29 protein-coding genes are annotated in these 23450 nt (G+C 46.2%); 11 read left to right on the forward strand and 18 right to left on the reverse strand.

The window, feature by feature from the left end; all coding sequences use genetic code 11:
- Window positions 1–75: 75 nt before the first annotated feature.
- From JCM15548_RS09890 to JCM15548_RS09940, 11 genes are all read left to right on the forward strand, one after another.
- Window positions 76–639: a hypothetical protein gene (locus JCM15548_RS09890; RefSeq protein WP_062124857.1), complete on the forward strand. Its 564-nt coding sequence runs from the start codon at window positions 76–78 to the stop codon at window positions 637–639.
- 59 nt (window positions 640–698) lie between these two features.
- Window positions 699–1058: a curli-like amyloid fiber formation chaperone CsgH gene (gene csgH / locus JCM15548_RS09895; RefSeq protein WP_157482627.1), complete on the forward strand. Its 360-nt coding sequence runs from the start codon at window positions 699–701 to the stop codon at window positions 1056–1058.
- 149 nt (window positions 1059–1207) lie between these two features.
- A complete protein-coding gene (locus JCM15548_RS09900) occupies window positions 1208–1690 on the forward strand; it encodes a CsgE family curli-type amyloid fiber assembly protein (protein WP_062124862.1) in 483 nt (160 codons plus the stop codon).
- A gap of 27 nt (window positions 1691–1717) precedes the next feature.
- Window positions 1718–2152: a curli production assembly/transport component CsgF gene (locus tag JCM15548_RS09905; protein ID WP_227625666.1), complete on the forward strand. Its 435-nt coding sequence runs from the start codon at window positions 1718–1720 to the stop codon at window positions 2150–2152.
- A 50-nt stretch (window positions 2153–2202) separates the two neighbouring features.
- The gene (locus JCM15548_RS09910) at window positions 2203–3609 is read left to right on the forward strand and encodes a CsgG/HfaB family protein (protein WP_062124864.1); all 1407 of its coding nucleotides are present in this window, start codon (window positions 2203–2205) and stop codon (window positions 3607–3609) included.
- Between the two features lie 45 nt (window positions 3610–3654).
- Window positions 3655–5133 (forward strand): carboxypeptidase-like regulatory domain-containing protein, encoded by a 1479-nt coding sequence (locus JCM15548_RS09915; protein ID WP_062124867.1) that lies wholly within the window; start codon window positions 3655–3657, stop codon window positions 5131–5133.
- Between the two features lie 111 nt (window positions 5134–5244).
- Window positions 5245–6021: a PocR ligand-binding domain-containing protein gene (locus JCM15548_RS09920; protein WP_062124869.1), complete on the forward strand. Its 777-nt coding sequence runs from the start codon at window positions 5245–5247 to the stop codon at window positions 6019–6021.
- Window positions 6022–6037: 16 nt separating this feature from the next.
- Complete coding sequence (locus JCM15548_RS22340) at window positions 6038–6742, forward strand: PAS domain-containing protein (protein ID WP_305047384.1); 705 nt, start codon at window positions 6038–6040, stop codon at window positions 6740–6742.
- Window positions 6739–8928: an ATP-binding protein gene (locus JCM15548_RS09930; RefSeq protein WP_162198209.1), complete on the forward strand. Its 2190-nt coding sequence runs from the start codon at window positions 6739–6741 to the stop codon at window positions 8926–8928. Before JCM15548_RS22340 ends, JCM15548_RS09930 begins: the two co-directional genes overlap by 4 nt.
- A gap of 180 nt (window positions 8929–9108) precedes the next feature.
- Complete coding sequence (locus JCM15548_RS09935; protein ID WP_062124875.1) at window positions 9109–10218, forward strand: sensor histidine kinase; 1110 nt, start codon at window positions 9109–9111, stop codon at window positions 10216–10218.
- A 25-nt stretch (window positions 10219–10243) separates the two neighbouring features.
- Window positions 10244–11026 carry a LytR/AlgR family response regulator transcription factor gene (locus tag JCM15548_RS09940; RefSeq protein WP_062124877.1) on the forward strand — a complete coding sequence of 261 codons (783 nt, stop codon included), beginning with the start codon at window positions 10244–10246 and terminating at the stop codon, window positions 11024–11026.
- Here the strand turns inward: JCM15548_RS09940 and JCM15548_RS09945 are convergent, their stop codons facing one another.
- The 18 genes from JCM15548_RS09945 to JCM15548_RS26600 form a co-directional block, all read right to left on the reverse strand.
- Window positions 11027–11500: an NADH-quinone oxidoreductase subunit NuoE family protein gene (locus JCM15548_RS09945; protein ID WP_062124879.1), complete on the reverse strand. Its 474-nt coding sequence runs from the start codon at window positions 11498–11500 to the stop codon at window positions 11027–11029. It abuts the gene before it with no gap.
- A 236-nt stretch (window positions 11501–11736) separates the two neighbouring features.
- Window positions 11737–12138 (reverse strand): iron hydrogenase small subunit, encoded by a 402-nt coding sequence (locus JCM15548_RS25955; protein WP_305047381.1) that lies wholly within the window; start codon window positions 12136–12138, stop codon window positions 11737–11739.
- On the reverse strand, window positions 12092–13504 hold the full coding sequence (locus tag JCM15548_RS09950; RefSeq protein WP_305047382.1) for a [FeFe] hydrogenase, group A: 1413 nt from the start codon (window positions 13502–13504) through the stop codon (window positions 12092–12094). The genes JCM15548_RS25955 and JCM15548_RS09950 overlap by 47 nt, the downstream gene beginning before the upstream one ends.
- 29 nt (window positions 13505–13533) lie before the next feature.
- Window positions 13534–14148 (reverse strand): NADH-ubiquinone oxidoreductase-F iron-sulfur binding region domain-containing protein, encoded by a 615-nt coding sequence (locus JCM15548_RS25960; protein ID WP_439645447.1) that lies wholly within the window; start codon window positions 14146–14148, stop codon window positions 13534–13536.
- Window positions 14115–15326 (reverse strand): (2Fe-2S) ferredoxin domain-containing protein, encoded by a 1212-nt coding sequence (locus JCM15548_RS09955; protein WP_227625667.1) that lies wholly within the window; start codon window positions 15324–15326, stop codon window positions 14115–14117. The genes JCM15548_RS25960 and JCM15548_RS09955 overlap by 34 nt, the downstream gene beginning before the upstream one ends.
- A 20-nt stretch (window positions 15327–15346) precedes the next feature.
- Window positions 15347–15739 (reverse strand): (2Fe-2S) ferredoxin domain-containing protein, encoded by a 393-nt coding sequence (locus JCM15548_RS09960; protein ID WP_062124881.1) that lies wholly within the window; start codon window positions 15737–15739, stop codon window positions 15347–15349.
- Between the two features lie 13 nt (window positions 15740–15752).
- Complete coding sequence (locus JCM15548_RS23685) at window positions 15753–15926, reverse strand: hypothetical protein (protein WP_227625668.1); 174 nt, start codon at window positions 15924–15926, stop codon at window positions 15753–15755.
- Window positions 15927–15928: 2 nt separating this feature from the next.
- On the reverse strand, window positions 15929–16291 hold the full coding sequence (locus tag JCM15548_RS09965) for an ATP-binding protein (protein ID WP_227625669.1): 363 nt from the start codon (window positions 16289–16291) through the stop codon (window positions 15929–15931).
- Window positions 16288–17031, reverse strand: a complete 744-nt coding sequence (locus JCM15548_RS09970) for a PHP domain-containing protein (protein WP_083985076.1) — start codon at window positions 17029–17031, stop codon at window positions 16288–16290. The genes JCM15548_RS09965 and JCM15548_RS09970 overlap by 4 nt, the downstream gene beginning before the upstream one ends.
- 4 nt (window positions 17032–17035) lie before the next feature.
- Window positions 17036–17371: a serine kinase gene (locus JCM15548_RS09975; protein WP_062124885.1), complete on the reverse strand. Its 336-nt coding sequence runs from the start codon at window positions 17369–17371 to the stop codon at window positions 17036–17038.
- Window positions 17358–18737, reverse strand: a complete 1380-nt coding sequence (locus JCM15548_RS09980) for a [Fe-Fe] hydrogenase large subunit C-terminal domain-containing protein (protein ID WP_062124887.1) — start codon at window positions 18735–18737, stop codon at window positions 17358–17360. The genes JCM15548_RS09975 and JCM15548_RS09980 overlap by 14 nt, the downstream gene beginning before the upstream one ends.
- Before the next feature lie 15 nt (window positions 18738–18752).
- Window positions 18753–19169 carry an ATP-binding protein gene (locus JCM15548_RS09985; protein ID WP_062124889.1) on the reverse strand — a complete coding sequence of 139 codons (417 nt, stop codon included), beginning with the start codon at window positions 19167–19169 and terminating at the stop codon, window positions 18753–18755.
- Window positions 19170–19179: 10 nt separating this feature from the next.
- A complete protein-coding gene (locus JCM15548_RS09990; RefSeq protein WP_062124891.1) occupies window positions 19180–19524 on the reverse strand; it encodes a DRTGG domain-containing protein in 345 nt (114 codons plus the stop codon).
- Between the two features lie 265 nt (window positions 19525–19789).
- Complete coding sequence (locus tag JCM15548_RS09995) at window positions 19790–20983, reverse strand: SpoIIE family protein phosphatase (RefSeq protein WP_062124893.1); 1194 nt, start codon at window positions 20981–20983, stop codon at window positions 19790–19792.
- A gap of 32 nt (window positions 20984–21015) precedes the next feature.
- A complete protein-coding gene (locus JCM15548_RS23690) occupies window positions 21016–21963 on the reverse strand; it encodes a (Fe-S)-binding protein (RefSeq protein WP_227625670.1) in 948 nt (315 codons plus the stop codon).
- 50 nt (window positions 21964–22013) lie between these two features.
- Window positions 22014–22868 (reverse strand): [Fe-Fe] hydrogenase large subunit C-terminal domain-containing protein, encoded by an 855-nt coding sequence (locus JCM15548_RS23695; RefSeq protein WP_227625671.1) that lies wholly within the window; start codon window positions 22866–22868, stop codon window positions 22014–22016.
- 47 nt (window positions 22869–22915) lie between these two features.
- The gene (locus JCM15548_RS10005; RefSeq protein WP_062124895.1) at window positions 22916–23167 is read right to left on the reverse strand and encodes an NAD(P)H-dependent oxidoreductase subunit E; all 252 of its coding nucleotides are present in this window, start codon (window positions 23165–23167) and stop codon (window positions 22916–22918) included.
- 13 nt (window positions 23168–23180) lie between these two features.
- Window positions 23181–23435: an iron hydrogenase small subunit gene (locus tag JCM15548_RS26600; protein WP_439645448.1), complete on the reverse strand. Its 255-nt coding sequence runs from the start codon at window positions 23433–23435 to the stop codon at window positions 23181–23183.
- Window positions 23436–23450 lie beyond the last annotated feature (15 nt).

The following is a 23450-nucleotide window of genomic DNA, read 5'->3' on the forward strand; positions in this document are numbered from 1 at the left end:
GCATTTTATGCTTGCGGGAATCATCCTTTTCTCACTAACTTGCCTTGAATAATCTTCTAATAACACCCAACTAAAATGAAGACGATATTACTCGCGCTTTCTATTGGACTTATAGCCTCTGCAGGAATTCAGGCTCAGGAAGCCGAAGAAAACACACAACAGGTTCTGGAACTTGATGAGTTGGGCCTTCTCAGCAAAGGCATTATTACGCCCATTGATGGAGAAAGTACGCCTGCTATAACCGAATACCTATCTACTAATCCGGATGTACTCTTTTTCAGTGGAACACCGGAGCAAGGAAATACGTCCGTCATCTACCAGGAAGGCGATTACAACAAGGCCAACCTCAATCAGACAGGCGATAGCAATAATTTCGGCTTGCTGCAAAAGGGGGATGACAACCTATATGACGGAACCATAAACGGGGATGAGAACCTCATACGGGTTCTGCAACTCGGGAATGACAACAAGGTTTTTCAGGACTTGGAGGGTGATGGCATGCAACTCGATGTGATTCAAGAAGGTAACAACCATGAAGTGATTCAAATAGAGAAGGATGGTACTTCTCCGGCCTATCAGATTCATCAACAGGGCGAGCATGGGATGCAAATAACCATAGAACACCTCCCCTCTTATTGATGCCTATGAACTTCCGGCTTAAACCAAATATAAAAACGTTTGCCAGAATCCTGATTTTGATGGTGGCGATGCCGCCTTCCAATATGGCAACGAACAACCTGTCGGATAACAATCCGGCTGTTTCTGCTCAAATTGAATCCCAAGTGGCTGATGAGTCGATTACCTTTACCGGACTGGCCACCAATTATGGGGGACAAGAATACGCCTGCACCTATAAAATGATGGCCAAGCGCAGTGGTCAAGCGGGTCAGTCGACCAATAACCAATCAGGGTCTGTTCTCTTAAAACCAGGCAAAACAACCCAGTTGTCGAAAACGACCATTTCTGTAACAACAGAGGACAGTTACAAGGTCACTTTACTGATCCTTTTCAATGAGTCGGTCATCGCCGCTGACTCTATCATATACTCGCCTGACTAACTGGTAATTACACAAACACTGCGCCAAACACTTCCAATCTCAATTGCTGTTCACCCCTACTTTAGAGCAGTTGACCAATAATGCTTGAAAATTCGGGAACTTTATTCGAAATTGATTGGTGAATCCTGAATTGTTTCAACCGTCAACCTATGCGCTTAAAACACCTCATTATCAACAAATTTACCGTTACACTGATACTGGTGACGTGCATAGGCATGCTGGCAGCAGCGCAAAACAACGAAGTAAAAGAAGACCAGGCAGAAAACAACCAGGCACCTGACACACTTGTTGTCAATATGGATTCGGAACCATTCGAGTTTGTTTTTGATGAGACCATTACCAAAATTGGCAGTGATTTCTTCAGAATGTTCTACAGCGAATGGGAAAACACCTCACTCATCACCGGACTATCTATTTACATTGGAGAAAAGCCCATGCCGGGCATGGGCACCAGAATTTGGGTGAAAGTGGAAGATCGCTACACCTATATGGCCTTTGTCCGGCCCAATCTGGAGCAATTGCGACAAAGTGTGAAGCAAGCGCTGCAGCAAACGCAATCTTATTTCATCAATTACGAACTCATTCAAAAAGACCTGGAAAGTGACGATTATAGCGGTACAGGCCTCTTTTAATAAAACCTAAAAGTAAAAACCTCATCTATGAAACCAAATCTCACCCAAAACAAAAAATGGATCTTCCTGCTTCCTTTAATGGCGGTCTTGGTGTTTTTTGCATCCGACGCTAAAGCGCAGGATTTTGTTTATCAACCCATCAACCCGGCTTTTGGCGGAAGCTATCTCAATTACTCCTGGCTGCTCAATTCAGCTCAGGTGCAGAACACCCATGAAGAGAAAACACCCGAGCGCGCCACCACCGATCCACTGGCGGATTTTGAAGGGAGTTTGAACCGACAAATTCTGAGTCAGCTTTCCCGTAACCTGATGCGCAACTATTTCAGTGAAGGTTTTTCTGAAGGTCAATACAATGTGGGCAGTTACGAAATTGAAGTTTCACCCGGCGCAAATGGACTCGAGGTGGTGATCCTCGATACCAGTACCGGTGATAAAACGGTTGTAACTGTTCCCTATTTCTAATCCCTGAATGCCTTTCGACCAAAGGAGAACCTGATCTGAAATCTCAAACTATGAGTATCTTCCCAGCTTTCTATATACACCGGCATCCCATAATGCTGTTTCTATTATCCATCCTGGTCCAAAGTTGTGCCAGCACTTTTAAACATCCTGTTTCTCCTTCTCCGGCCCGACTGGGAGAATATTCGGAAGTCCACAAAAAGGAAACCAGTCAGCTACCGGAACCTAAAGAGAAGGTCTATGCGGCCGTCTACAATTTCAGGGACCAGACCGGTCAGTACAAACTGCTCGAAAACTCGGCCAGTTGGTCCACGGTGGTCACCCAGGGCGCCACATCGGTGCTTATTCAGGCCCTCGAAGAATCCGATTGGTTCATTGCCATAGAAAGGGAAGGCCTTTCCAATTTATTAAATGAACGCAGGATTATTCGTCAAACGCAGGAGCAATTCCAGGGCAATAGCACCACACTCCCACCTCTGCTTTATGCGGGCATCATCATCGAAGGCGGCATCATTGCCTATGAATCAAACGTTCGGACAGGTGGCATGGGTGCCCGTTATTTTGGTACCGGCACTTCCGGCCAGTACCGGGAGGATCAGGTGACCATCTACCTGAGAGCAGTCAGCACCAGTACCGGGCGAATTTTAAAAACGGTTCATGCTTCAAAAACCATTTTGTCTCAGAAATTAGACATGGGGATATTTCGCTTTGTCTCTCTTAAGAAACTGCTGGAAGCGGAAGTTGGCTATACCTACAACGAGCCCTCATTTGTTGCGGTGCAGGCTGCCATTGATAAGGCGGTACTGGCATTGATCGTCGAAGGTTTGGGCGAGGGTCTCTGGGAACTGAACAATCCCAACGATATCAACACATCGGTTATCAAAAACTACTTTGAAGAGAAGGCCTTGAGTTTGGACATGGACCATCTGGGTAACCTGACGGTCCCCCATACCAAATCATTTAGTGCAGCCCTCAAAGGAAGTTTCACGCTATTAGATGGAGACTCAGGAAGCGGCCAGATAAAACCTGCCGGGAGCCTGACCCTTGGATTCTTTCAAAAACAGCCTGTTAATCTTTTGCTCGACATGGGGGTTGGCCAGGCCGCCGACGAAGTATCTTTTGAAACCAACTTTATCCAAACAACCGCCATAGCCCAGTTTCACTTTTTGCACAAACACAAAAACAACCCATTCATTCAGATGGGATATGGCGTCAGCTTTATAACAGACAACAACTGGTTCCACAACGACTTTGTATGGAATACCAACCTTTTACAATACCTGCACCTGGGCGCCGGTTATCAATGGCGCTTAAGCGACTGGCCATTGGACATCCAATTCTCTATCACGAATCAGCTTTATCTCAACGATCAATTCGATGGCGTTGTGTATGGAAAGTACAATGATCGTTTATGGATGGCCAACATTGGCCTTCAATACAGATTTAATATTTCAAAGTAATATAGGAGTCCCCGGACCAGCTATTAAACACTAAGCCATTATCCCATGAAACTGCACCACATAATACCGGCCATCCTTTTATCACTCGCATTGTTTGCCTGCGAGGAACATGTGGACAACCTGTTGACAGGAAGTCTGTCGGGCGTTGTTCTCTTACAAAGTGATTATAGCCCTTTATCGGAAGTCCGAATATCTACGCATCCATACACTGAGAACGTCACAACGGATGAGAACGGACGTTTCGTTATAGAAAAAATACCCACCGGTGAATACAATGTAATAGCTACCAAAGCGGGTTATAAATCGCAAAGCATAACCATCACCATAGCGCATAACAAGGAAACCGATGTAGAGATGGAGCTTATCCGCAGTCTGACAAGCGACAATGCTCCGGAATTCTCTGAAGCGTATGCGCCGCTTAACAACGCTACGCTACCAACCGTTCATGCCGAATTTCAATGGCAAACCACTAAAAGGAATGACTCGGTTTGGTATAAGCTATTGATTTACGAATCGGGTTCTTCCAACAACCCTTTGAGCTACGAAAATCTGACAGACACTTTTTTGGTGGTCAACAACCTGAAATTTAAAACCTGGTATTACTGGCAGGTTTATGCGGAAAATGATGCCGGACAAACGTTCTCTGAAATTCGTCAGTTCAGAACAATGGCTTTTCCTTCCAATAAAATTCTCTATGCGGCCCAGGCGGAGGAAAGCAACCAGCTATTTATTGCCGACTCAACCGGTGCAAATCCAGTGCAAATCACCAACAATCAGCATCATATATGGAATGCCCGCATCAATAAGCAAAAAACAAAGATTGCTTTTCAATCCAGCAGGGATATGACACCCTATTTGTATATAATGGATCTGGATGGCAGTAATGTGAAAAAATTGACCACCTTTCAAATCGGTGGTTATTTTCACCATAAAATAGAATACGATTGGGCGCCCAATGGTTCTTACATTATGTTTTCGAGTTTTAACAAGCTATACCGGATCGACCCAGATGGTACAGGCTTGATCGCCATTGCGTCTGCGCCGGAAGGCAAGCATTTCAGAGAGGTCATTTACCAGCCCAATGGTTCGGGCCTGGTGACTATTTTGACGGGAAATACAATGAAAGACCGGCAAATCTATACGCTCAACACCAATGGTAGTAATCTGCAATTGCTTTACGATAATAATCAGTATGCCATTCAAGGGTTGGCGATGCATCCCGATAACAACCGCCTGTTGTTTTCGATGGACATGAGCGGCAATGAGTCAGAAACCGGACGTATGCTGGATGCCAGAATCATGGAACTCGATATTAGCAGTGGCGTTGTGACCGACCGCTCTACGCTGAAAGACAATGGCACCAACGATCTGGAGGCCATGTATTCGCCGGATGGCGGAAAAATTATATTTACCAACGGCCTTAATACCGCAACAGCAACACCGGCCATATGGATCATGACTCAGGATGGCCGGTACCGGAATAATATTTTGCCTGGAGCATTTAATCCCTATTGGTTTGAGTAGTATTTGTCTCTATGGCGTAAAAAGAAAACAGTTATTGGTCTCAATTGCCTGCAAATTCATTACTTTTATTGTCAGGGATAGACAGCTATTTTCTGAACGAAATAGATTCAAATGAAGACCAAAGCGCTGGAATTAATCGACTTCGAAAAAGTAGACATCCTGCTCGAGGGTTTCTACAAAACCACCGGTTTTGTTTCGGCCATTTTAGACCTGGAAGGAAATGCTTTGACTAAGTCGGGTTGGAGACAAATATGCACCGCGTATGACCTTCTCCATCCTGAATCAGACAAAAGAAGAACCCTTAATGATAGTGAATTCTCGAATCAAACGACTGAGGAACAAAAATATCATGTCTATCAGTATCTGAACGGACTGATGGATGTGTCGGCACCAATCGTCATCAACGGCGAACATATTGCCAACCTCGTTTCCGGACCATTCTTTCTTGAGAAACCCGATCAGAGACTCTTTAAAAAGCAGGCTCAGGTTTTTGGATTCAATGAGAAAGAATATCTGACCGCACTCAATAAAGTGCTGGTGGTGTCAAAAGAAAAAGTTCAAACGGCCTTGGATTTTTTAATGAACATGACCCTGCTTATTGGTGAGATGTCCCTGACAAAACTTCAGCGCGTAGAAAAGGCCCTGCGCGAAAGCGAAGAAATGATGCGCAATTCGCAATCTGTGGCGCACATATGTTCTTATTCCACAGACCTGATTGAAAATGAGACAGCTAAAAGCCAATGGGTATGTTCACCCGAATTATATAAAATTTTTGGAATAGACAAAACCTATCCCCACACCATAGCGGGTTGGGCCGGTTTTATTCATCCGGACTACCGCGAAGAAGTGATTGCTTACCATGAATCAGTTATAAAAGAAATCGTTTAATTACGATTATAAAATCATCCGTATTAACGATGGGGAAGAACGTTGGGTTCATGGCACCGGGAAACTCGAATACGATAAACAAGGAAACCCCATTAGAATGCACGGGGCTATTCAGGACATAACCGAACGTAAACGCACAGAGGAAGCGCTGCGCGAAAGTGAAGAAAAATTTCGTAGTCTGGCAGAAAACACTTCAGACGTCATCGCCATCATGGATTTGCAGGGCACAATTACCTATATGAGTCGAAAGATTGAGGACGAGACAGGCTATAAAAAAGAAGAAATTGAAGGTGTTAACATTCAAAAGATTCTGACACCGGCGTCCTATAATATAGCCATGAACCGAATTCAAAAACGCTTGAGTGGGGAGAATATCACAATACCTTTTGAAGTTGCCATAAAAAACAAAACCGGTCACCTTACCCCCTTTGAACTCAACACATCTGCCGTCACTAAAGACGGAGAAATAACGGGCATTGAAATTGTTGCCCGCAACATTACGGAACGCAAAAAAGCAGAAGAAGCCCTTATAGAAAGTGAAAATCGCTTCCGGAGTTTGCTTCAGGATATCCCCTCCATATCGGTCCAGGGCTACCAGATGGATGGGACGGTGATATACTGGAATGAAGCTTCAGAGAAGCTTTATGGCTACACCTGTGAAGAAGCCCTTGGCCAAAACCTGCTTGATCTCATCATCCTCCTGAAATGCTGGAAAGGGTGAAAGAAGAAATAGGTAGTATGTCCGAGTCCCGAAAAGCCATCCCTCCGGCCGAACTCTCTCTTTTACGAAAAGACGGATCGCAGGTATCCGTCTTTTCAAGTCATACCATCCTGAACAGGGATGGAAATACTCCGGAATTATATTGCGTGGACCTGGACCTAACCAAAATTAAAAATGCAGAGCGCTTGAATCGCCTGCAATACAATCTGATTCAGGCTTCGATCAACACCAAAAACCTTGAAGATTTGTTTGAATCAGTCAAGAATGAACTCAATAGCCTCATTGATGTCAAAAACTTTTTGGTGGCATTCTATGACGAAGAATCCGGAAGCCTGAGCGCAAAAGTAGATAACGATGAAAAGGATCAAATACCGGAATGGCCCCTTGAAAAATCACTTTCAGGCTATGTTATCCGACAAAACAAACCGGTGCTTTTACGCAAGAATGAAATCAAACGCTTACATGAAGAGGGAATCATCGAGCTGTTCGGAACCACTCCAGAAGTCTGGCTGGGGGTTCCATTAAAAGTGGAAGGAAATATCCTGGGTACTATTGTGGTCCAAAATTATGACAACGCCGATGTTTATGATCAAACAAGCGTTGAAATCATGGAATTGGTCGCCCATGAATTGAGCATCTTTATTGACCGCCAAAGGAGTGAAGAGAAAACCAATAAACTTTCCAGAGCTGTTGAACAAAGCTCTGTATCAGTAGTCATAACCAACCGGGAAGGATGTATTGAATATGTCAATACATTTTTTACAAAATTAACAGGTTACCGGCTAGAGGAGGCAAAAGGTAAAAATCCCAACCTATTAAAAAGCGACCATCAATCCAAAGCATTTTACAAAGAACTTTGGGCCACCATCCTTTCGGGCAACGATTGGGAGGGAGAGATCCTGAATAAGAAAAAGAACGGAGAATTATACTGGGTGAAAACGGTTATCTCGCCCATCGTCAGCAACGAAGGAGTCATCACCCACTTTGTGAGTATTGAGCAAGACATTTCCGAAAGAAAAAAAATGCTCGAAGAGTTGGTCACAGCCAAAGAAAAAGCAGTTGAAAGCGACCGTCTGAAAACCAGATTCCTAAATAACATGTCGCACGAAATACGCACCCCGATGAATGGGATTATTGGCTTTTCGGATATGCTGGACGAGCCTGGCTTGTCAGAGGAAAGGAGAAAATATTACTCTAAAATCATCCAAAACAGCAGTCACCAATTATTGCGCATCATTGATGACATCCTTGAGATATCAACGCTGGAAACCAAACAGGAAAAAACGATTGAATCGGAATTTTGCCTGAACGACTTTCTAATGGAGATTTTTTCAATTTTCAATCTAAAATCAAAAGAGCGAAACATCCCCTTGTATCTTAAAAAAGGATGGCACGATGATCAAAGCTATATTATTTCAGACAAAACAAAACTGAATAAAATAGTCAGCAATCTGATGGAAAATGCCTTAAAATTCACCAATGAAGGATACATTGAATTGGGATACTATATTGAAAACGAGAACCTGAAACTATATGTTAAAGATACAGGAATTGGCATTTCTCCCAAAAATCATCGAAAAATATTTGACCGTTTCTCACAGGAAGACAGAGAGATTGCGAATAAGCATGGTGGTTTGGGGCTGGGACTATCAATTTCCAAAGAGAATGCACAGCTTTTAGGAGGAGACATTACCCTGCAATCAGAAAAAGGGCAGGGTTCCGTCTTTTTAATTACCCTACCTTATAAGCCGGCCGACAAAAGCCATACAAATAAGACTGGAGAAACTGTTGAGGATTCAGAAATGAACAAACCCTTTACAATTTTAATTGCAGAAGATGAGGAAGTTAACTATTTATTCCTGGAAGCCTTGTTCGAGGCAAATGGGGACAGAAACTACCAGTTAATCCATGCGATAAACGGTAAAGAAGCGGTGGATATTTGCATGGAAAACCAAAAAATAGATCTTGTTTTAATGGACATAAAAATGCCGGTGATGAATGGCCATGAAGCGGCTGATAAAATAAAATCGAAATGTCCAAAACTTCCCATCATAGCTCAAACAGCCTATTCAACAGAAACTGACAGGCAACTGGCCCTAAAGCATGGTTGCGATGACTTTATATCCAAACCCATTCATAAAGAAAAACTATTTAACACCATAGATAAATATTTAATGGGGAAATAGAAAGACCACCTCAAAAAATTCTCTGCCAATAAAATCAGGCACGGTTATGGAAGATCCTAAAAAATGAGACATCTGGCATCTTTGTCCCTTTCTGGTTGGAGTCGTTTTTTGTTCGCTTCAGTTACGGATATAAGCATATTGGTCATCGCTAAAGGGAAGGGTGGCTAAAAATCACTAATTTTGAGTCATATTGTGACGACTGAAAAGATGAGACCTAAAGAGAAGCCCGAATATGCGGATGAATTTCTGAAATTACATGAAGGCATCATGAATCCTGGGATTGTTGCATCCATTCGGCGTGTGGCCATTGTTTCCATGCTGGGCATCGTTTCCCTGCTTTTTTTGGGTGAAATACTGGATGTGAGAGATCTCTACCACCGCCCCATATCCATAATTTTGGCTGTAATTGGGATCAACCTGTTAAGTGAGGGCAATGTTCTGATAAACCGCACCCTTAACAAAAGAATACCCTGGTTCGGAAAACTCACGCAAAGGATTGCCATTCAACTGGGACTGAGTTTTACCTGGTTGGTATTAATAACCTTTCTTTTCTACACCCTGGCTCCCCGCACCCTCTCGAAAGAAGCCATCATGTCCTTTCTTTTCGGAACCCTGTTTATCCTGTTCTTCAACAGCATTCTGATTATGCGCAACTTTGCCTATAGCTGGCGACAATCCATAGTAGAAAACGAACAACTCAAACAGGCCAAGTTGCATGCCGACTATATGGCTCTTCAAAATCAGCTGAATCCCCACTTTTTATTCAACAGTTTTAGTGTTTTAATTTCTGAGATTCAATACAACCCGAAAAGCGCTGTTGAATTTGCCCAAAAAATGTCGGATGTTTACCGCTATGTTTTGCAACAACGCAATGCCACCACCACCACTTTAAAGGCCGAACTGGATTTTATGTCAGACTATCAGTTTTTACATAAAATACGCATGGGAGAGGCGCTTGACTTAAAAATGGATATCGACCCGACCCACCTGAATCTTGAGCTACCGCCCATTACCTTACAGGTATTGGTTGAAAATGCGATCAAACACAACAGAGCCACGAAGAAACAACCGCTCAACATACATATCTCAAGCAATGCCAACAATGAGATTATTGTTTGCAATAATCTCAATCCCAAAAGCACGACCTACTCCACCGGGGTCGGCCTCGAAAATATCCTGGAACGATACAAGCTACTCACCAATAAGCAGGTGCTGGTCCACAATGACCAAAAAAACTTTTCTGTAACCCTGCCTTTACTGGGAAAAAACGAGTTGCCCGAATCGATATAAAACGGAATATTAATACTGAAATACCATGGCTACAACAAATGATACGGTCTTGATTGTAGAAGACGAGCTGCCTACTCAGAGACTTCTGAGAAAAATGATTGAAGAACTCAGGCCTGACTGGCAGATTGTAGCTGCCACAAGTGGCGTGGAAGAAACAGTGGAATGGCTCGAAAATCATCCCCATCCCCATTTGGTATTTATGGATGTGCAGCTATCGGATGGACTAAGCTTTGAGATTTTTGACAAAATCAAGCTCAATTCCATCATTGTATTCACCACGGCCTATGATGAATACGCCATCAAAGCATTCAAAGTCAGCAGCATTGACTACCTTCTGAAGCCCATACGGACGGAGCAGTTGGAAAATGCCATCTCCAAATACGAAAGAATAAAAGCAGCGATATCGCCACAGATTGACATTTCAGAACTAAGAGACCTCAGTTCCCTCATCAAAGAAGGACGTCCCCCTTACAGAAACCGACTATTGGTGCCGGTGGCCGACGGCTTTCTCAAACTCAATATTGCCGATGTGGCCTATTTCCAGAGCTCACAAAAGGTAACAACAGCCATCACCAACAGCGGAAAACCACACATTATCGATATGACTCTTGAAAAGCTGGAAGATGAATTGGATCCGCACTGTTTTTTCAGAGCCAATCGACAATTCATCCTCCACATTGAGGCCATTCAGCGCATCGAGACCTGGTTCAACGGCAAACTGGTGGTAAAAACCAAGCCTGAAGCCCCGGAAAAAATCGTCATTAGTCGCGAAAAAGCCCGCAGCTTCAAAGAGTGGATTAACAGGTAATTAATACTCGCCCAAAATTTTCTTCACGTCTCCGGCCGCAACGCGGCCATAGACACGCTCCCCAATGGTCACCACCGGCGCCAGTCCGCAAGCCCCCACGCAACGCAGACAGCTCAAAGAGTATTTACCATCCGGGGTGGTTTCGCCCACCTTGACCTTGAGCAGTTTCTTAAATTCGTCCAGCACCTTTTCAGCACCCCGCACATAGCAAGCCGTTCCCATGCAAATGGAAATCGGGTGTTTGCCTTTGGGCAGCATGCTGAAAAACGAGTAGAAAGTCACCACGCCATAGACGTGTGCCAACGAAACATTCAGCTCATCTGCCACAATCTCCTGCACTTCAGGCGGCAAATAGCCAAACAACTCCTGAGCCCCATGCAATACATTGATTAATTCACTGCCATCATTACGGAACTTCTGGCAAATAGCCTTCAGTTCCTGAACCTTAGTATCCGGTATTTTTACACTAGCCATATCCTTATTTTTTAAAACTATTCACCTTAAACAAACCCCCTCAACCCTTTCCCTACCCCTATATACCCTTTCCACCCTATCGACCTATCACCCTCTCACCCCATCCACCCTATCTTCCCTTCTCACCCTCTCAACCTATCGATCCCGCTTCGCGGGACTACGCTTCGCTCCGCCTCCCGACCTAATAACCCCATCTACCCCCTCAACCCTTCTCACCCTATCAACCTATCGACCTATCATATCTCAATCTTCTTCTTCCTGTCAAAATAATGGGTATGCAACAACTCATGGGACAGATTGCTGAGTGGTGCACCCAGAAACTCGTCATACAACTTAATGATGAAGGGGTTCTCATGCGATTTTCGAAGGGCTTTACCGGCATCCTCCCTATAAAGGGCTTTTTGTCGCTTTTTAAGGATATCCACATTACCATGGTGGTAGGGCTGACCGCCGCCACCAATGCAACCGCCGGGACAAGCCATGATTTCGATGGCATGAAAAGTTGATTTACCTGCTTTGATATCTTCGAGGAGCTTACGGGCATTGCCCAGACCATGCGCAATACCGATATTGATGGGGAGTCCGTCAAAATCAACCCGTGGCCTGACGAATACCGTCCATGCCGCGTAGTTCCTCAAAATCGACTTTTTTCAATTCTTTCTTGGTGTACAACTCGTAAGCGGTGCGCACAGCAGCCTCAATAACACCCCCGGTAGTTCCAAAAATCACCGAAGCTCCGGTGGATTCTCCCATGGGATTGTCAAACTCCTCATCGGTCAGTTGCTTGAAATCAATGTTCGCATTGCGTATCAACTGCGCCAATTCCCGTGTAGAAATGGACATATTGACATCGGGATCGCCGTTGACAGAAAATTCCTCACGGGTACATTCGTATTTTTTGGCCAGACAGGGCATGACCGAAACCACCACCATGTCTTCCCGCTTAACGCCGAGTTTCTTGGCCAAATAGGACTTGGCAATGGCACCAAACATTTGCTGAGGCGACTTGGCTGTTGAAGGGACATCCTTCATGTCGGCAAAGTTATGCTCCAGAAAGCTGACCCAGCCCGGACAGCAACTGGTCAGTATGGGAAGTTTCACCTCTTTATCGCCACTCAGATGCTTCGATAGGCGATCCAGAATTTCTGCACCCTCTTCCATAATGGTGAGGTCGGCCGCAAAATCGGTATCAAACACATAGTCGAAGCCCAACTTGCGTAAAGCGGTGACCATTTTTCCGGTCACCAGAGTGCCGGGCTCCATGCCAAACGACTCGCCCAGTGCGGCACGCACGGCAGGGGCGGTTTGCACCACCACCGTTTTGGTAGGGTCCACCAAGGCTTCAATGACCTTCCAGGTATAATCGCGCTCGGTCAGGGCGCCTGTGGGACAAACAGCCACGCACTGGCCACAATACGTACAGGTAGAGTGGTCCAGATCCATTTCAAAGGCAGGGGCTACCACGGCTTCAAAGCCCCGGTTGATGGCAGATAAAACACCTACGGTTTGTACTTCGTTACAGACTGTTTCACATCGACGGCACATGATACACTTGTCCATATCCCGAATAATGGCCGGAGATTTATCGCCTTTGTAATGTGATTGCTCCCCCTGGTAGTGAATCTCACGAATGCCCAGCTTTTGAGCCACCGTCTGCAAGTCACATTCACCGGATTTCGCGCAAGTCAGGCATTCGGCCGGATGGTCCGACAGGATCAGTTCCATCACTGTGCGACGGGCATTCACCACGCGCACGGTATGCGTTTGCACCTTCATGCCTTCTTCGCAGACTGTTTTACAGGCCGGTGCCAGATTGCGGCGTCCCTCTACTTCTACCACGCAAACACGGCAGCCACCGGGTTTGTTTTCGAAGTTCAAGTCCTCCAACTTCATATAACAAAGTGAAGGAATATTGATCCCAATGGTCTTGGCCGCCTCCAGCAAAGTTGTTCCCTTTTCTACAACAAGGGTCTTATCATCTATTGTTAATTTTACGATATCCATTCTGTCAATTTTTTCAAAGATTTAACCCATTACTGCACACTGATGGCACCAAACTTACACTTATCCATACAGGCACCACATTTAATACAGATAGAACTATCAATGATGTGCGGCGTTTTTTTGTCGCCCGATATGGCATCCACCGGACAGACCCTGCTACACAGGGTACAGCCTACGCACAAATGTGAATCAATGATGTAGTGCATCAGGGCTTTACATTGACCGGCCGGACATTTACCGTCGTGCACATGAATGCCATACTCCTCGGGGAAATTATCCATGGTGGACAATACCGGATTGGGCGATGTTTGCCCCAAACCACACAAGGAGGTGTCTTTTATGACATTGGCCAGGTTTCGGAGTCGGGTGAGCTCTCCTTCATCCGCTTTGCCCAACGTAATTTTATCAAGCATCTCGTGCAGGCGCTTGTTGCCGATGCGACAAGGGGCACATTTTCCGCAACTTTCCTCAACGGTGAATTCCAGATAGAACTTGGCCATGGAAACCATACAGTCGTCCTCGTCCATGACAATCATGCCGCCGGATCCCATCATGGAACCACTGGCCAGAAGGTGCTCATAATCGATGGGCGTGTCCAGATGCTTCTCGGTCAGGCAGCCCCCCGAAGGTCCACCCGTCTGCACGGCCTTGAACTTTTTGCCGCCTTTGATACCTCCGCCAATATCAAAAATAACTTCGCGCAGGGTAACGCCCATGGGTACCTCAATAAGCCCCACATTGTTGACCTTCCCGGCCAGGGCAAAAACCTTGGTTCCTTTGCTCTTTTCATTACCGATCTGACTGAACACTCACTCCCTTTCAGGAGGATGGGGGCAATATTGGCCAGGGTCTCGACATTGTTAACGTTGGTCGGTTTATCCTTATAACCCCGTTCCGCAGGAAAGGGTGGCTTAACGGTCGGCTCTCCTCTGAGTCCCTCCATGGAATGGATCAGGGCAGTTTCTTCACCGCAGACAAAAGCGCCGGCACCGTAGCGAATCTCTACATCAAAATTAAAACCGGTGCCAAAAATATCGTTCCCTAACACACCATAATCGCGGGCCTGATCGATGGCCGTTTTCAAGCGCTGAATGGCCAGAGGATATTCGGCCCGGATGTAAATAAGGCCCGTATCGGCACCGATGCAATAACCGCAGATGGCCATGGCCTCAAGCACTGAGTGCGGATCACCCTCCAAAATGGAGCGGTCCATAAAAGCACCCGGATCGCCCTCATCGGCATTACAAACCACATATTTTTGGTCGGCGACCGACTTTCGGGTCAATTCCCACTTCAAGCCGGTGGGAAAGCCCCCGCCTCCCCTGCCGCGCAATCCGGAAGCCTTGATCATCTGAATCACGGCATCGGGCTGCATATCGACCAAGGCCTTGCCCAATGCGGCATAACCATCCCGGGCAATATACTCATCGATGTTTTCGGGGTTGATAAATCCGCAATTGCGCAAGGCAATGCGGTATTGTTTTTTATAGAAACCCATGTGCTTGGAGTCGCTGATGCGCTCCTTGGTCTCCGGATCCAGATAAAGCAGACGCTCCACTTTTCTGCCTTTGACCATATGCTCCAACACCAATTCAGATGCATCTTCGGGCTCAACATGCACATAAAAGGTATTGTCGGGCACCATTTTCACCACAGGGCCCTTCTCGCAGAAACCAAAACAACCAGTGCGCACCACTTGCACCTCTTTGTGAAGGCCGTTTTCCTGCAGTGCCGCTTGCAGGTTTTCCACAATCTCCTCGCCTCTGGAGGCACGGCATCCTGTGCCGCCGCAGACTAAAATATGACTTTTAAACTTTCCCATTTTGAATGAAGGGTTAACAGTTATTCAATTGTTTCGTAGCTATCAGGAATGATACCATCCACCAGTTCTCCTTCCTTGATATATTTTTCGATGATCTCCATGGCCTTGTCGGTGGTGACATTGCCAAACACCAGAGGCTTCTCGCCTGGCTTGGTGACTTCAATGGTGGGCTCTGCATAGCAATATCCCATGCAGCCGGTCTGGGTCACGACTGCGTCTAGGCCCTGATTGTCGAACTCATCCACAAAAAAACCCATGATTTCTTTAGCGCCCGAGGCGATGCCGCAGGTGGACATGGAAACTTTAATCTGAACCATGCTTTCAGGATTTTCGCCGTTCTCTCTCAGGGAGATTTTGCTTTTGAGCTGATCCTTCATTTTTCGAAGGTCGTCCAGTGTTTTTACTTTGGCCATATTATTACGTTTATCAATTATTTTCTAACAGACTAAAATCCAGCATTTCTTTTATAAACCGTGTAACTTTGGGGTGGTTAATGCTGACATCCCCCAGCACTTCTTTAATGTCGGCACTCTTCATTTCAAAAGTATCGGATCCCCTTTTAAGGGATAAAACAAAATCCACATTTGGATTTCCACTCATGATCAAGCTAGAGTGCCCTTTAAGTCACCCATGGGAACACAATCAATATGGTGGTAATAAAACCGCGCTTCCACCAGGGTTCCTTTCCCCTCTTCCGACTCGACCTTAATAGAACCGCCGGTCTGTTCAGCATTCATTTTTAAAAAGGGCAACCCCAATCCCACTTTTCGCGTGCTGCGGGAAGTGATAAAAGGGTCGGTCACTGTGGCGACCATTTCCGGACTCATGCCGCAACCATTGTCGCGAATACTTAAAACCAATGCTTCTTCTCTTTCCAGGATTTCCATACCAACTTCGATCAAAGAAGCTCCTGCCCGGAGGGAGTTGCCCACAATATCTAACAGGTGTTGGGATACATCCTTCATCTGCTCATGGGTTTGGCTTTGCGCCCCTTCTGGCCGCTAAGGGCCAGACGAATTTCACAAAAGGTTAAATCCTCCATCCAAAGCATGGTATAGCGTTGTCCAATTTGGTCCAGGGTATGGGCATCTGAGTTACTAATGATGGCAAACTTCTCTGACAAATCAGAATAATCGTCCTCCCACTCACTGCTGTACTGACAAACTTCCAAAGCATCGGCCTGCAATTGCTCCGGCACAAAGCCCAATTGACGCAAAAGACCATTCACGGGTCGGTCAATATGGGCCGGAAAAAAGAGGCCCCTTAGCTGTCTGACCTTTTCAGACACCTCTTCCAGATGCTGATCCAATGCGCTCCACAACAACCGCTGCTCCTCCCCCATAATTTCCTCATTTCGATTGACCCATACCTGATGCCCGAACAAATCCGGTTTGTTGAGAATACCGGGTAAATGGGCATCCAAATAATCCTGAAAATTGGCCAGTTGCACCAGCTCTTCAAACAGGGCCACACAATGCACTTCTTCTTGTGTGTTGATTTCAGCCCCACCCAACACCAGTAATCCTTTTTCGCGACCAAGGGCCATTACTTCGGGCGCCTGTTTGGTAGAGTTATGGTCGGTGATGGCGATTACGTCCAACTCATTTCGCAGGGCTTCTTCAACAATGCGTTCGGGCGACATCTCCAGGTCGCCGCAAGGCGACAGAACGGTGTGGATATGTAAATCAGCCCGGAACCACTGCATCACTTCAGGCATTTAATAAGTGATAAAGTTGGCCGGCTGTTTCAAAGGCCTCCTGATCCGTCCCCAGAATGGGCACCTGCTCTTCAATGCTGTGCGCCATGGTGTCCGTATCCGGTGCCTGACCTTTAACCAGAATCACCGCTGCCAAATCTTTCAGCGAAGCCACAGCCATAATGTTTTTATGACTTTGCAGGGTTATCCAGACCTGCCCCTCGGCGGCATTGCCCATCACATCGCTTAGCAGGTCGGAGACATAGCCTCCGCTAATTTCCTTATCGAGGCACAACTCTCCCGAAAAGAGGGTCAGCCCCATTTTGTCGATTAAATCACGAACCTTCATCTTTAGCGCCTATTTTAGTACAATCTTTATCAAGTCGATCTTTGCCCCAGGTTTTTTCAATGATGCGAATGGCATGGTCTCCGTGTAACTTCCGGTGCTTTTCCATGGTGCGCTGAATAAATACGCAACTCGAGAGCTGGGCTTCTCGTTGCACAATGTCTCTGGCCAGACTTAAACAGTTGGGTGAACCGCAGGCGCCACAATCAATCCCGGGTAAATAGCACATGAACTTGCGCACCTGTTCCATCTTCTGCAAGGCCACTCCTGTGTCTGTATCCAGCATCAGCATGGAACGGGGCTCCGGGGTTTCCACGGTCACTCTGCTTTTCATATAATCCCGGTACGGCACCAGATCATCGGGCATGCCGTGTATGTCCTTAAACAACTGGGCCCTTTTGCGCAACCTTTCTGCCGTCAAGAAGCGATTGCCCACCACGAGCACCCCTCCGGCACAACTCTCATCACAGGCCCGCAGTTCCAGAAAGTCCACATCCTGAATTTCATCATTCTCCACCCGTTCCAGGAAATCAATTACGTTGTGAATTTCATCGATGGCCAGACAACGGCCTTTCATATAGGGAGCCTCGCCGTTGGTCAGACTCCAGCTGATGTGCTTGGGACCCAGATTGGGCAGATTATCGCCTGGTGAACGGGTGCTGCTGCCACTGCGGTTTTTGATACCATGAAGCACCTTGTTGTATAGGAAATCCATATTAATAACGCCGTTGACCGGCGATGGCCGGTCTTTAACCGGACTCTTAACAATGGCAATTTTGGCCGCACAGGGGGTCACATAAAAAAGACCAATGTCTTCATCCGGAATCCCTTCGTCTTGAAGCTTCTTACGAAAGAAAATGGCGGAGGTGTCAATGGGCGGTTTCACATGCATGATCTGATCCACCAGGGATGGAAACTTCACCTGAATGAGGCGAACAACAGCCGGACAGAAGGAAGAAATGAGCGGCTTATCGGTGGCACTGCGTGCCTCCTCCAGCATTAGCTCGTGAATCACATCAACGGTATGTTCTGTTTGGAACACATGGGTAAATCCCAGTTCCCGCATGACCGAGAATATTTCAGATTCCGATATATTGGAAGGAAACTGACCGATCATAACGGCGGGCACCAAGGCTACCCGGTATTTAAAATGGTATATTTTATCGAAATCGTCTTGTTCAATGTAAAAGGCGTCTACCGGACAAGCTTTCATGCAATCGCCACAATCGATGCACCAGTTCTTACGGATGGAAGCTTTGCCGTCGCGTATGCGAATGGCGCCGGTTGGGCACACATTCATGCAATGCGTACATCCGAAGCACAAATCATTGTTAACCTTTAAAGCATGATAAAATTGCTGCTCAGCCATAAGCCTATCCAAAAATTACTGTCTGAACCAGGTAATCATTTCTACTTGTGTTCCCTTGCCAACCTCGCTTGTTACATGCATTTGGTCGGTATTTTTTTTCATATTGGGCAGTCCCATTCCCGCGCCAAATCCCATTTCTCTGACCGCTGCAGAGGCCGTAGAAAACCCGGCCTGCATGGCCAGGTCTATATCGGGAATACCCGGACCGCTATCTTCAATTCTAATTCGAATGCGCTGCTCATCAATATCGACCATCATACTGCCCTTTTCGGCATGTGCCACCACATTCACCTCTCCTTCATACAGCGCTACCACCACTCTTTTTATTACCTTGTTATCCACATTCAACTGTTTCAAAATCTTCTTAACAGCACTGCTGGCGTGTCCGGCTCTGGAAAAATTGCCCCCTTCTATTTCGTACCTGAACTCCATGAACTCCTTGTTAATAGACCGCATTAAGACCACCATCGTGCAGCACAGAAATCGCTCTGAACATGGAATATGGGGTTTCAATCAGCACGATTCTATTCTCCTCTGCCAGGTGGTGCATCTCCTTGGTCACCCTTTTGCCGCGAACAATCACGATGCAAAAAATATCGGCCATCTCTGCTGTCCGAATCACCTGCAAATTAGAAAGTCCCGTCAACAGCACCAGATGATCCGTATCCAGCGTCAACACATCACTCATTAAATCGCTTGCGAACCCATTTTTCACCTCGGATTCGAGTTGATCGACGCCACAAATAACCCGTGCCTGCAAGAGCTCTACAATGGTTTTTATCTTCATACAATCAAGCGCTCATCATCTAACATTTCCATATCTATAAGGTCACTATTTTAGTATCTACAAGAAACCCGCTGATTATTCCGTCTTTGGCTTTAATCTGGCTCAACCAACTTGGTCGTGAAGATACACGGAAAACGCGATTCCGGAAAAAAATCTTTATTATTTCAAGACCCTAAACACCAATATGTAAACAGTCTAAATTAACGTCTGTTAACTCTGATGAGTGCACTGCCCAAAAGCGTTTCCTGCCCGACCCTAAAATCATCTATAAATACTCAACGGTCACTTCTTTTAAAAACTTATCTTCCAATAGCTTAACGATGCGTTTTATGATGGAGCGCCTAATTTCCAACTCCACGGGCAGGTTAGGGTCCTGATGGGCCACGTTGATGCGGGTGCCATTCATGACATGGATGCGATCGCTTTCTAAAAAATACTTCACAATGAGATCGGCCGGGCCAGTACCCAGGCGACTGTCCTTCCGGAGGTTCTCCAATATTTTGGCCACCTTACTGAGCGTAAGAATGCCCTCGGTCACCAGATTGATGCCCTCCACATAAGAAACCGGCGGCAATTCAGGGTCCCCCTGTTCCATACCGGCATCAAACTTCAGGGCCAACTCCCGCGCCACGATTTCAGCAGTTGTACCGCCGGCAATAATTTTCTTTCCGGAAAAACGCTGTACTTTAATGGAAAAATCCAAATCCCGTCTTTCATCAAAGGGCGGACCCGAAACCAACAGCAACTTCCGGGGCTCCCGAAAATAAACCACCCCGCAGGAAGTGTCGTCTTTGGGTTGACCGCCATCATGCTGCGAAGCGATATTCACAATTTTCCGGGCCAGTTTTGAAGAGGAGGTGAAGGGATTATTGGTAAGAATTTTCAGTACCTGCGTTACCAGATTGTCCCGTCCCCATCCGAAAGGAAAGGCTTTGGAGCCCATGCCCGATTGTATGATGCCATCACTCCAAAACAAAAGGCGGTCTTCCTTCTCAGCCCTGAAACTACAGGTATTGATCACTTTGCCCTGATATTTCTCAGAGTCCAGTACGATTTTTTCCCACCCGGGATCAAAAATCTCATCTCCTCGCAGCAGCAGACACAGCGGATTGTCAAACTCAACAATGGTGGTAAACCCGTCGTCTTCAATATCAACAATGGTAAAGGTGGAATAACTGATTTTCCGGACGGAGCAAACCGGAAGGGTATCCATGATGATTTCAGCTGTTTTCTGCACTTCCCGATGCTCCATGGTAAAATTAACCGCCATCGAGGCGGTTAATGAAGCCAGAACATTGGCTTTAATACCAGAACCCATGCCATCTGAAAGGACTAAGATGGTGCGCCCTTCCTCCTTCACGCGTCGCGATAAAAAAACATCCCCACAAATCGATTCACCATGGTGATTCACTTGCTGACAAAAAATATCAATAAAAATATGACTTTCCGGTAATCGCATTTCTCTGACTATTTAGCGGTTGGGCCCATTAGCTATCCCTCTTCCTCCTTACTACCCAGCTTCTGCGCATCAATGATGGAGGTGAGTATTTTTTCAGTTTTGGAGGCACTTTCTCCCAGCAAAAAAGCAATTTGCTGCACCGTCTCTAGGTTTTCCTTGATCACCTCCCTGGCCCGGTTAATCACCTCTTCTTTACGCACGTCCGGCGAGGTTAAATCGCGAATAATGCCGCCCACTACCTTTTGTTTCTTAATGGTGAAGACAGAGATATTTAATATCGACTCACCATAGGGCGTGTCCCGGTTCAGCAGATCCTGTCCCGATTGCAAAACAGTGGCAAACAAACGATAGAATGGTACCAGAGAAGCCAGTTCGGCGCCTTTCAGACCAGGAATTAATTCATTGATGGTCTGGGCGTCCTCACCCACCATAGAGATGAAAGCCCGGTTGGATTCAATGACCCTTAAATTCTCATCCACCAAAACGACTCCGGCACTGATTTTATCCAGCATGGCCGTTGTTATCTCAGCCGCTTCGAGTGCGTGTGTTTCTCCGGTGCGGGCTTTCTCCTCGCTCTCCTTTAGCGCTTCTTTGGTGCGCTTTAGCTTGTCGTTGGCAGCATTCACCTTACTGATAAAAGTGTGCAATTTTTGAATGGTATAAGTATAGCACATTTCATAGTTGGTCAATCCCTGCAGATGTGCCACGGCAAATTCCCGACAGGAGGGATAGCCGCAGGCACCGCAGCCCAACTGGTCTTCCGTCTTACTTTTCCCCATATCGTTCAACACCCGCCGAATTTCATTTTCAGCAGGGTAGGGCATGCGCCGGTCCTGACTATTAAACTTACGACCAAAATCAAGGTGGCTGAAACGCTCAATCTGCTCGTGCCAATTAACCAGATCAATGCCCCTAAGGCGTTTATTTACGTAATGAATCACCTCTGAACGCCTGAGAAATTTCTTTCCGCCAGGACTCATCCCCGGTCCCATTGCGCAGCCTTCACAATAAAACAAATCGAGGTGCTGCTTCAGCCTGTTTCCCGCTTAAACTCTTCAATGGATTGAAGAAAATCGGTCTTGCCATTGGCACTGATGATATCGCCTGACAAAAGCTCCTGATTGATGTCTACAGCCTGCAACATGCCTCTGCGAATGGGGAACAATCCACCTTTTCGGCCAACAGGAGGATCAAAATCACTGAACTCCACAAAATTCTCAGAAATTCCGTTTTCCTCAAACATTTCCCGCAACTCGACAAAGGTAATGACGCCATCCACCCTTCCGCTTTCTTTATGCATGCGGGCATCATCCTTAGCTGCCACACAGGAAGTGATGTAAACCACCTGCGCATCATGACCATACATCTCGCGAACAACTTTGGCCATGGCCACGTAAGGAGGCACCAGGGGGGCTAAATTCTCCACCAGCTCAGGATGAAACTTCTCAACAAACCAGGGAACCGGGGGACAAACCGTGTGTATGTAATACTTTCCATGAAAGTCGTTCAACAAATCCTTGTACTTATAAGCAATTAAATCTACCCCAAAAGCGGTATCCAGCACATAATCGAAACCCAGTGCCCTTATCATGGCCACGAATTTTCGAAAATCGGAAATATCCACGAATTCGCCCGATATGGATGGATCGCAAATAGCGGCCGTTGGTTTGTCGGAGCCTATCAGGTCCCGTACCCGATCCTTCTCCTGACGGTAAGATATGGCATTCTGGGCACAAACGGTTACGCAATGACCGCAATCAACACAACGCTCAGCGACGACTTTGGCATGGTTATCTTCTATCTTGATGGCCTTAACAGGGCACACCCTGATGCAGGTAAAACTCAGATTACATTTATCAGGATCTACAACTACCAACTGACTCATAAAAAATATTTATTTTAAATTTGCTGGCCTGCTTTCTACAGGCATAGCTACTCCTCCACAAAAAAACGATTCAAAATCTCATACACATTTTCAGTTGTAACACCCTTAAAAACCGCATCATCAATTTTCAAAACAGGACCTTCTTCGCACAGTCCGGTACACAGCTCACCGCTAAAAAACACAGACGATTCAAGTTGGTGTTGCTTTAAATAATTCTTAACGATGTCAAGAATGGATTTATTCCCCCTTGAAAAGCAGCTGCTCCCCAGACAAATCGTTATGTTGTGTGCTGGTACCATATCGTTTAAATCTTTAGCAAGCCCCTTTTGCACGCTTAATAGCGTTCACGGGGCGTATAAGTTGTGTGCAGCAATTTATGCGACAGGTGTCCGAGTGGCTCAATGAGAAAATCCTTATAAATCTCAACACTTCCGGGTTTTCATGCGACTTCCGAATCATCTTATGGGCATCCTCACTATAAATGGCGGAAGTACGTTGACGACGAATTTCGGGCGAAGTAGGTATGGGTTGACCGCCTCCACCGAGACATCCACCCGGACAGGCCATGATTTCAATAAAATG

This window comes from Geofilum rubicundum JCM 15548, from assembly GCF_000974365.1.
Classification (GTDB): Bacteria; Bacteroidota; Bacteroidia; order Bacteroidales; family Marinilabiliaceae; genus Geofilum; species Geofilum rubicundum.

What these genes read in the sequence shown, in the direction of transcription:
- JCM15548_RS23695 (WP_227625671.1), bottom strand. Translation starts at nt 22,868, where the DNA reads ATGAGTCAGTTGGTAGTTGTAGATCCTGATAAATGTAATCTGAGTTTT.
- JCM15548_RS09990 (WP_062124891.1), bottom strand. Translation starts at nt 19,524, where the DNA reads ATGAAGATAAAAACCATTGTAGAGCTCTTGCAGGCACGGGTTATTTGT.
- JCM15548_RS09995 (WP_062124893.1), bottom strand. Translation starts at nt 20,983, where the DNA reads ATGCGATTACCGGAAAGTCATATTTTTATTGATATTTTTTGTCAGCAA.
- JCM15548_RS09955 (WP_227625667.1), bottom strand. Translation starts at nt 15,326, where the DNA reads ATGGGAAAGTTTAAAAGTCATATTTTAGTCTGCGGCGGCACAGGATGC.
- JCM15548_RS09965 (WP_227625669.1), bottom strand. Translation starts at nt 16,291, where the DNA reads ATGAAGGATGTATCCCAACACCTGTTAGATATTGTGGGCAACTCCCTC.
- JCM15548_RS09910 (WP_062124864.1), top strand. Translation starts at nt 2,203, where the DNA reads ATGAGTATCTTCCCAGCTTTCTATATACACCGGCATCCCATAATGCTG.
- JCM15548_RS09945 (WP_062124879.1), bottom strand. Translation starts at nt 11,500, where the DNA reads ATGGCTAGTGTAAAAATACCGGATACTAAGGTTCAGGAACTGAAGGCT.
- JCM15548_RS09940 (WP_062124877.1), top strand. Translation starts at nt 10,244, where the DNA reads ATGGCTACAACAAATGATACGGTCTTGATTGTAGAAGACGAGCTGCCT.
- JCM15548_RS09905 (WP_227625666.1), top strand. Translation starts at nt 1,718, where the DNA reads ATGAAACCAAATCTCACCCAAAACAAAAAATGGATCTTCCTGCTTCCT.
- JCM15548_RS09985 (WP_062124889.1), bottom strand. Translation starts at nt 19,169, where the DNA reads ATGGAGTTCAGGTACGAAATAGAAGGGGGCAATTTTTCCAGAGCCGGA.
- JCM15548_RS09920 (WP_062124869.1), top strand. Translation starts at nt 5,245, where the DNA reads ATGAAGACCAAAGCGCTGGAATTAATCGACTTCGAAAAAGTAGACATC.
- JCM15548_RS26600 (WP_439645448.1), bottom strand. Translation starts at nt 23,435, where the DNA reads ATGGCCTGTCCGGGTGGATGTCTCGGTGGAGGCGGTCAACCCATACCT.
- JCM15548_RS09915 (WP_062124867.1), top strand. Translation starts at nt 3,655, where the DNA reads ATGAAACTGCACCACATAATACCGGCCATCCTTTTATCACTCGCATTG.
- JCM15548_RS09890 (WP_062124857.1), top strand. Translation starts at nt 76, where the DNA reads ATGAAGACGATATTACTCGCGCTTTCTATTGGACTTATAGCCTCTGCA.
- JCM15548_RS09970 (WP_083985076.1), bottom strand. Translation starts at nt 17,031, where the DNA reads ATGCAGTGGTTCCGGGCTGATTTACATATCCACACCGTTCTGTCGCCT.
- JCM15548_RS09975 (WP_062124885.1), bottom strand. Translation starts at nt 17,371, where the DNA reads ATGAAGGTTCGTGATTTAATCGACAAAATGGGGCTGACCCTCTTTTCG.
- csgH (WP_157482627.1), top strand. Translation starts at nt 699, where the DNA reads ATGGTGGCGATGCCGCCTTCCAATATGGCAACGAACAACCTGTCGGAT.
- JCM15548_RS09900 (WP_062124862.1), top strand. Translation starts at nt 1,208, where the DNA reads ATGCGCTTAAAACACCTCATTATCAACAAATTTACCGTTACACTGATA.
- JCM15548_RS23685 (WP_227625668.1), bottom strand. Translation starts at nt 15,926, where the DNA reads ATGAGTGGAAATCCAAATGTGGATTTTGTTTTATCCCTTAAAAGGGGA.
- JCM15548_RS09950 (WP_305047382.1), bottom strand. Translation starts at nt 13,504, where the DNA reads ATGGATATCGTAAAATTAACAATAGATGATAAGACCCTTGTTGTAGAA.
- JCM15548_RS09980 (WP_062124887.1), bottom strand. Translation starts at nt 18,737, where the DNA reads ATGGCTGAGCAGCAATTTTATCATGCTTTAAAGGTTAACAATGATTTG.
- JCM15548_RS09960 (WP_062124881.1), bottom strand. Translation starts at nt 15,739, where the DNA reads ATGGCCAAAGTAAAAACACTGGACGACCTTCGAAAAATGAAGGATCAG.
- JCM15548_RS23690 (WP_227625670.1), bottom strand. Translation starts at nt 21,963, where the DNA reads ATGAGTCCTGGCGGAAAGAAATTTCTCAGGCGTTCAGAGGTGATTCAT.
- JCM15548_RS10005 (WP_062124895.1), bottom strand. Translation starts at nt 23,167, where the DNA reads ATGGTACCAGCACACAACATAACGATTTGTCTGGGGAGCAGCTGCTTT.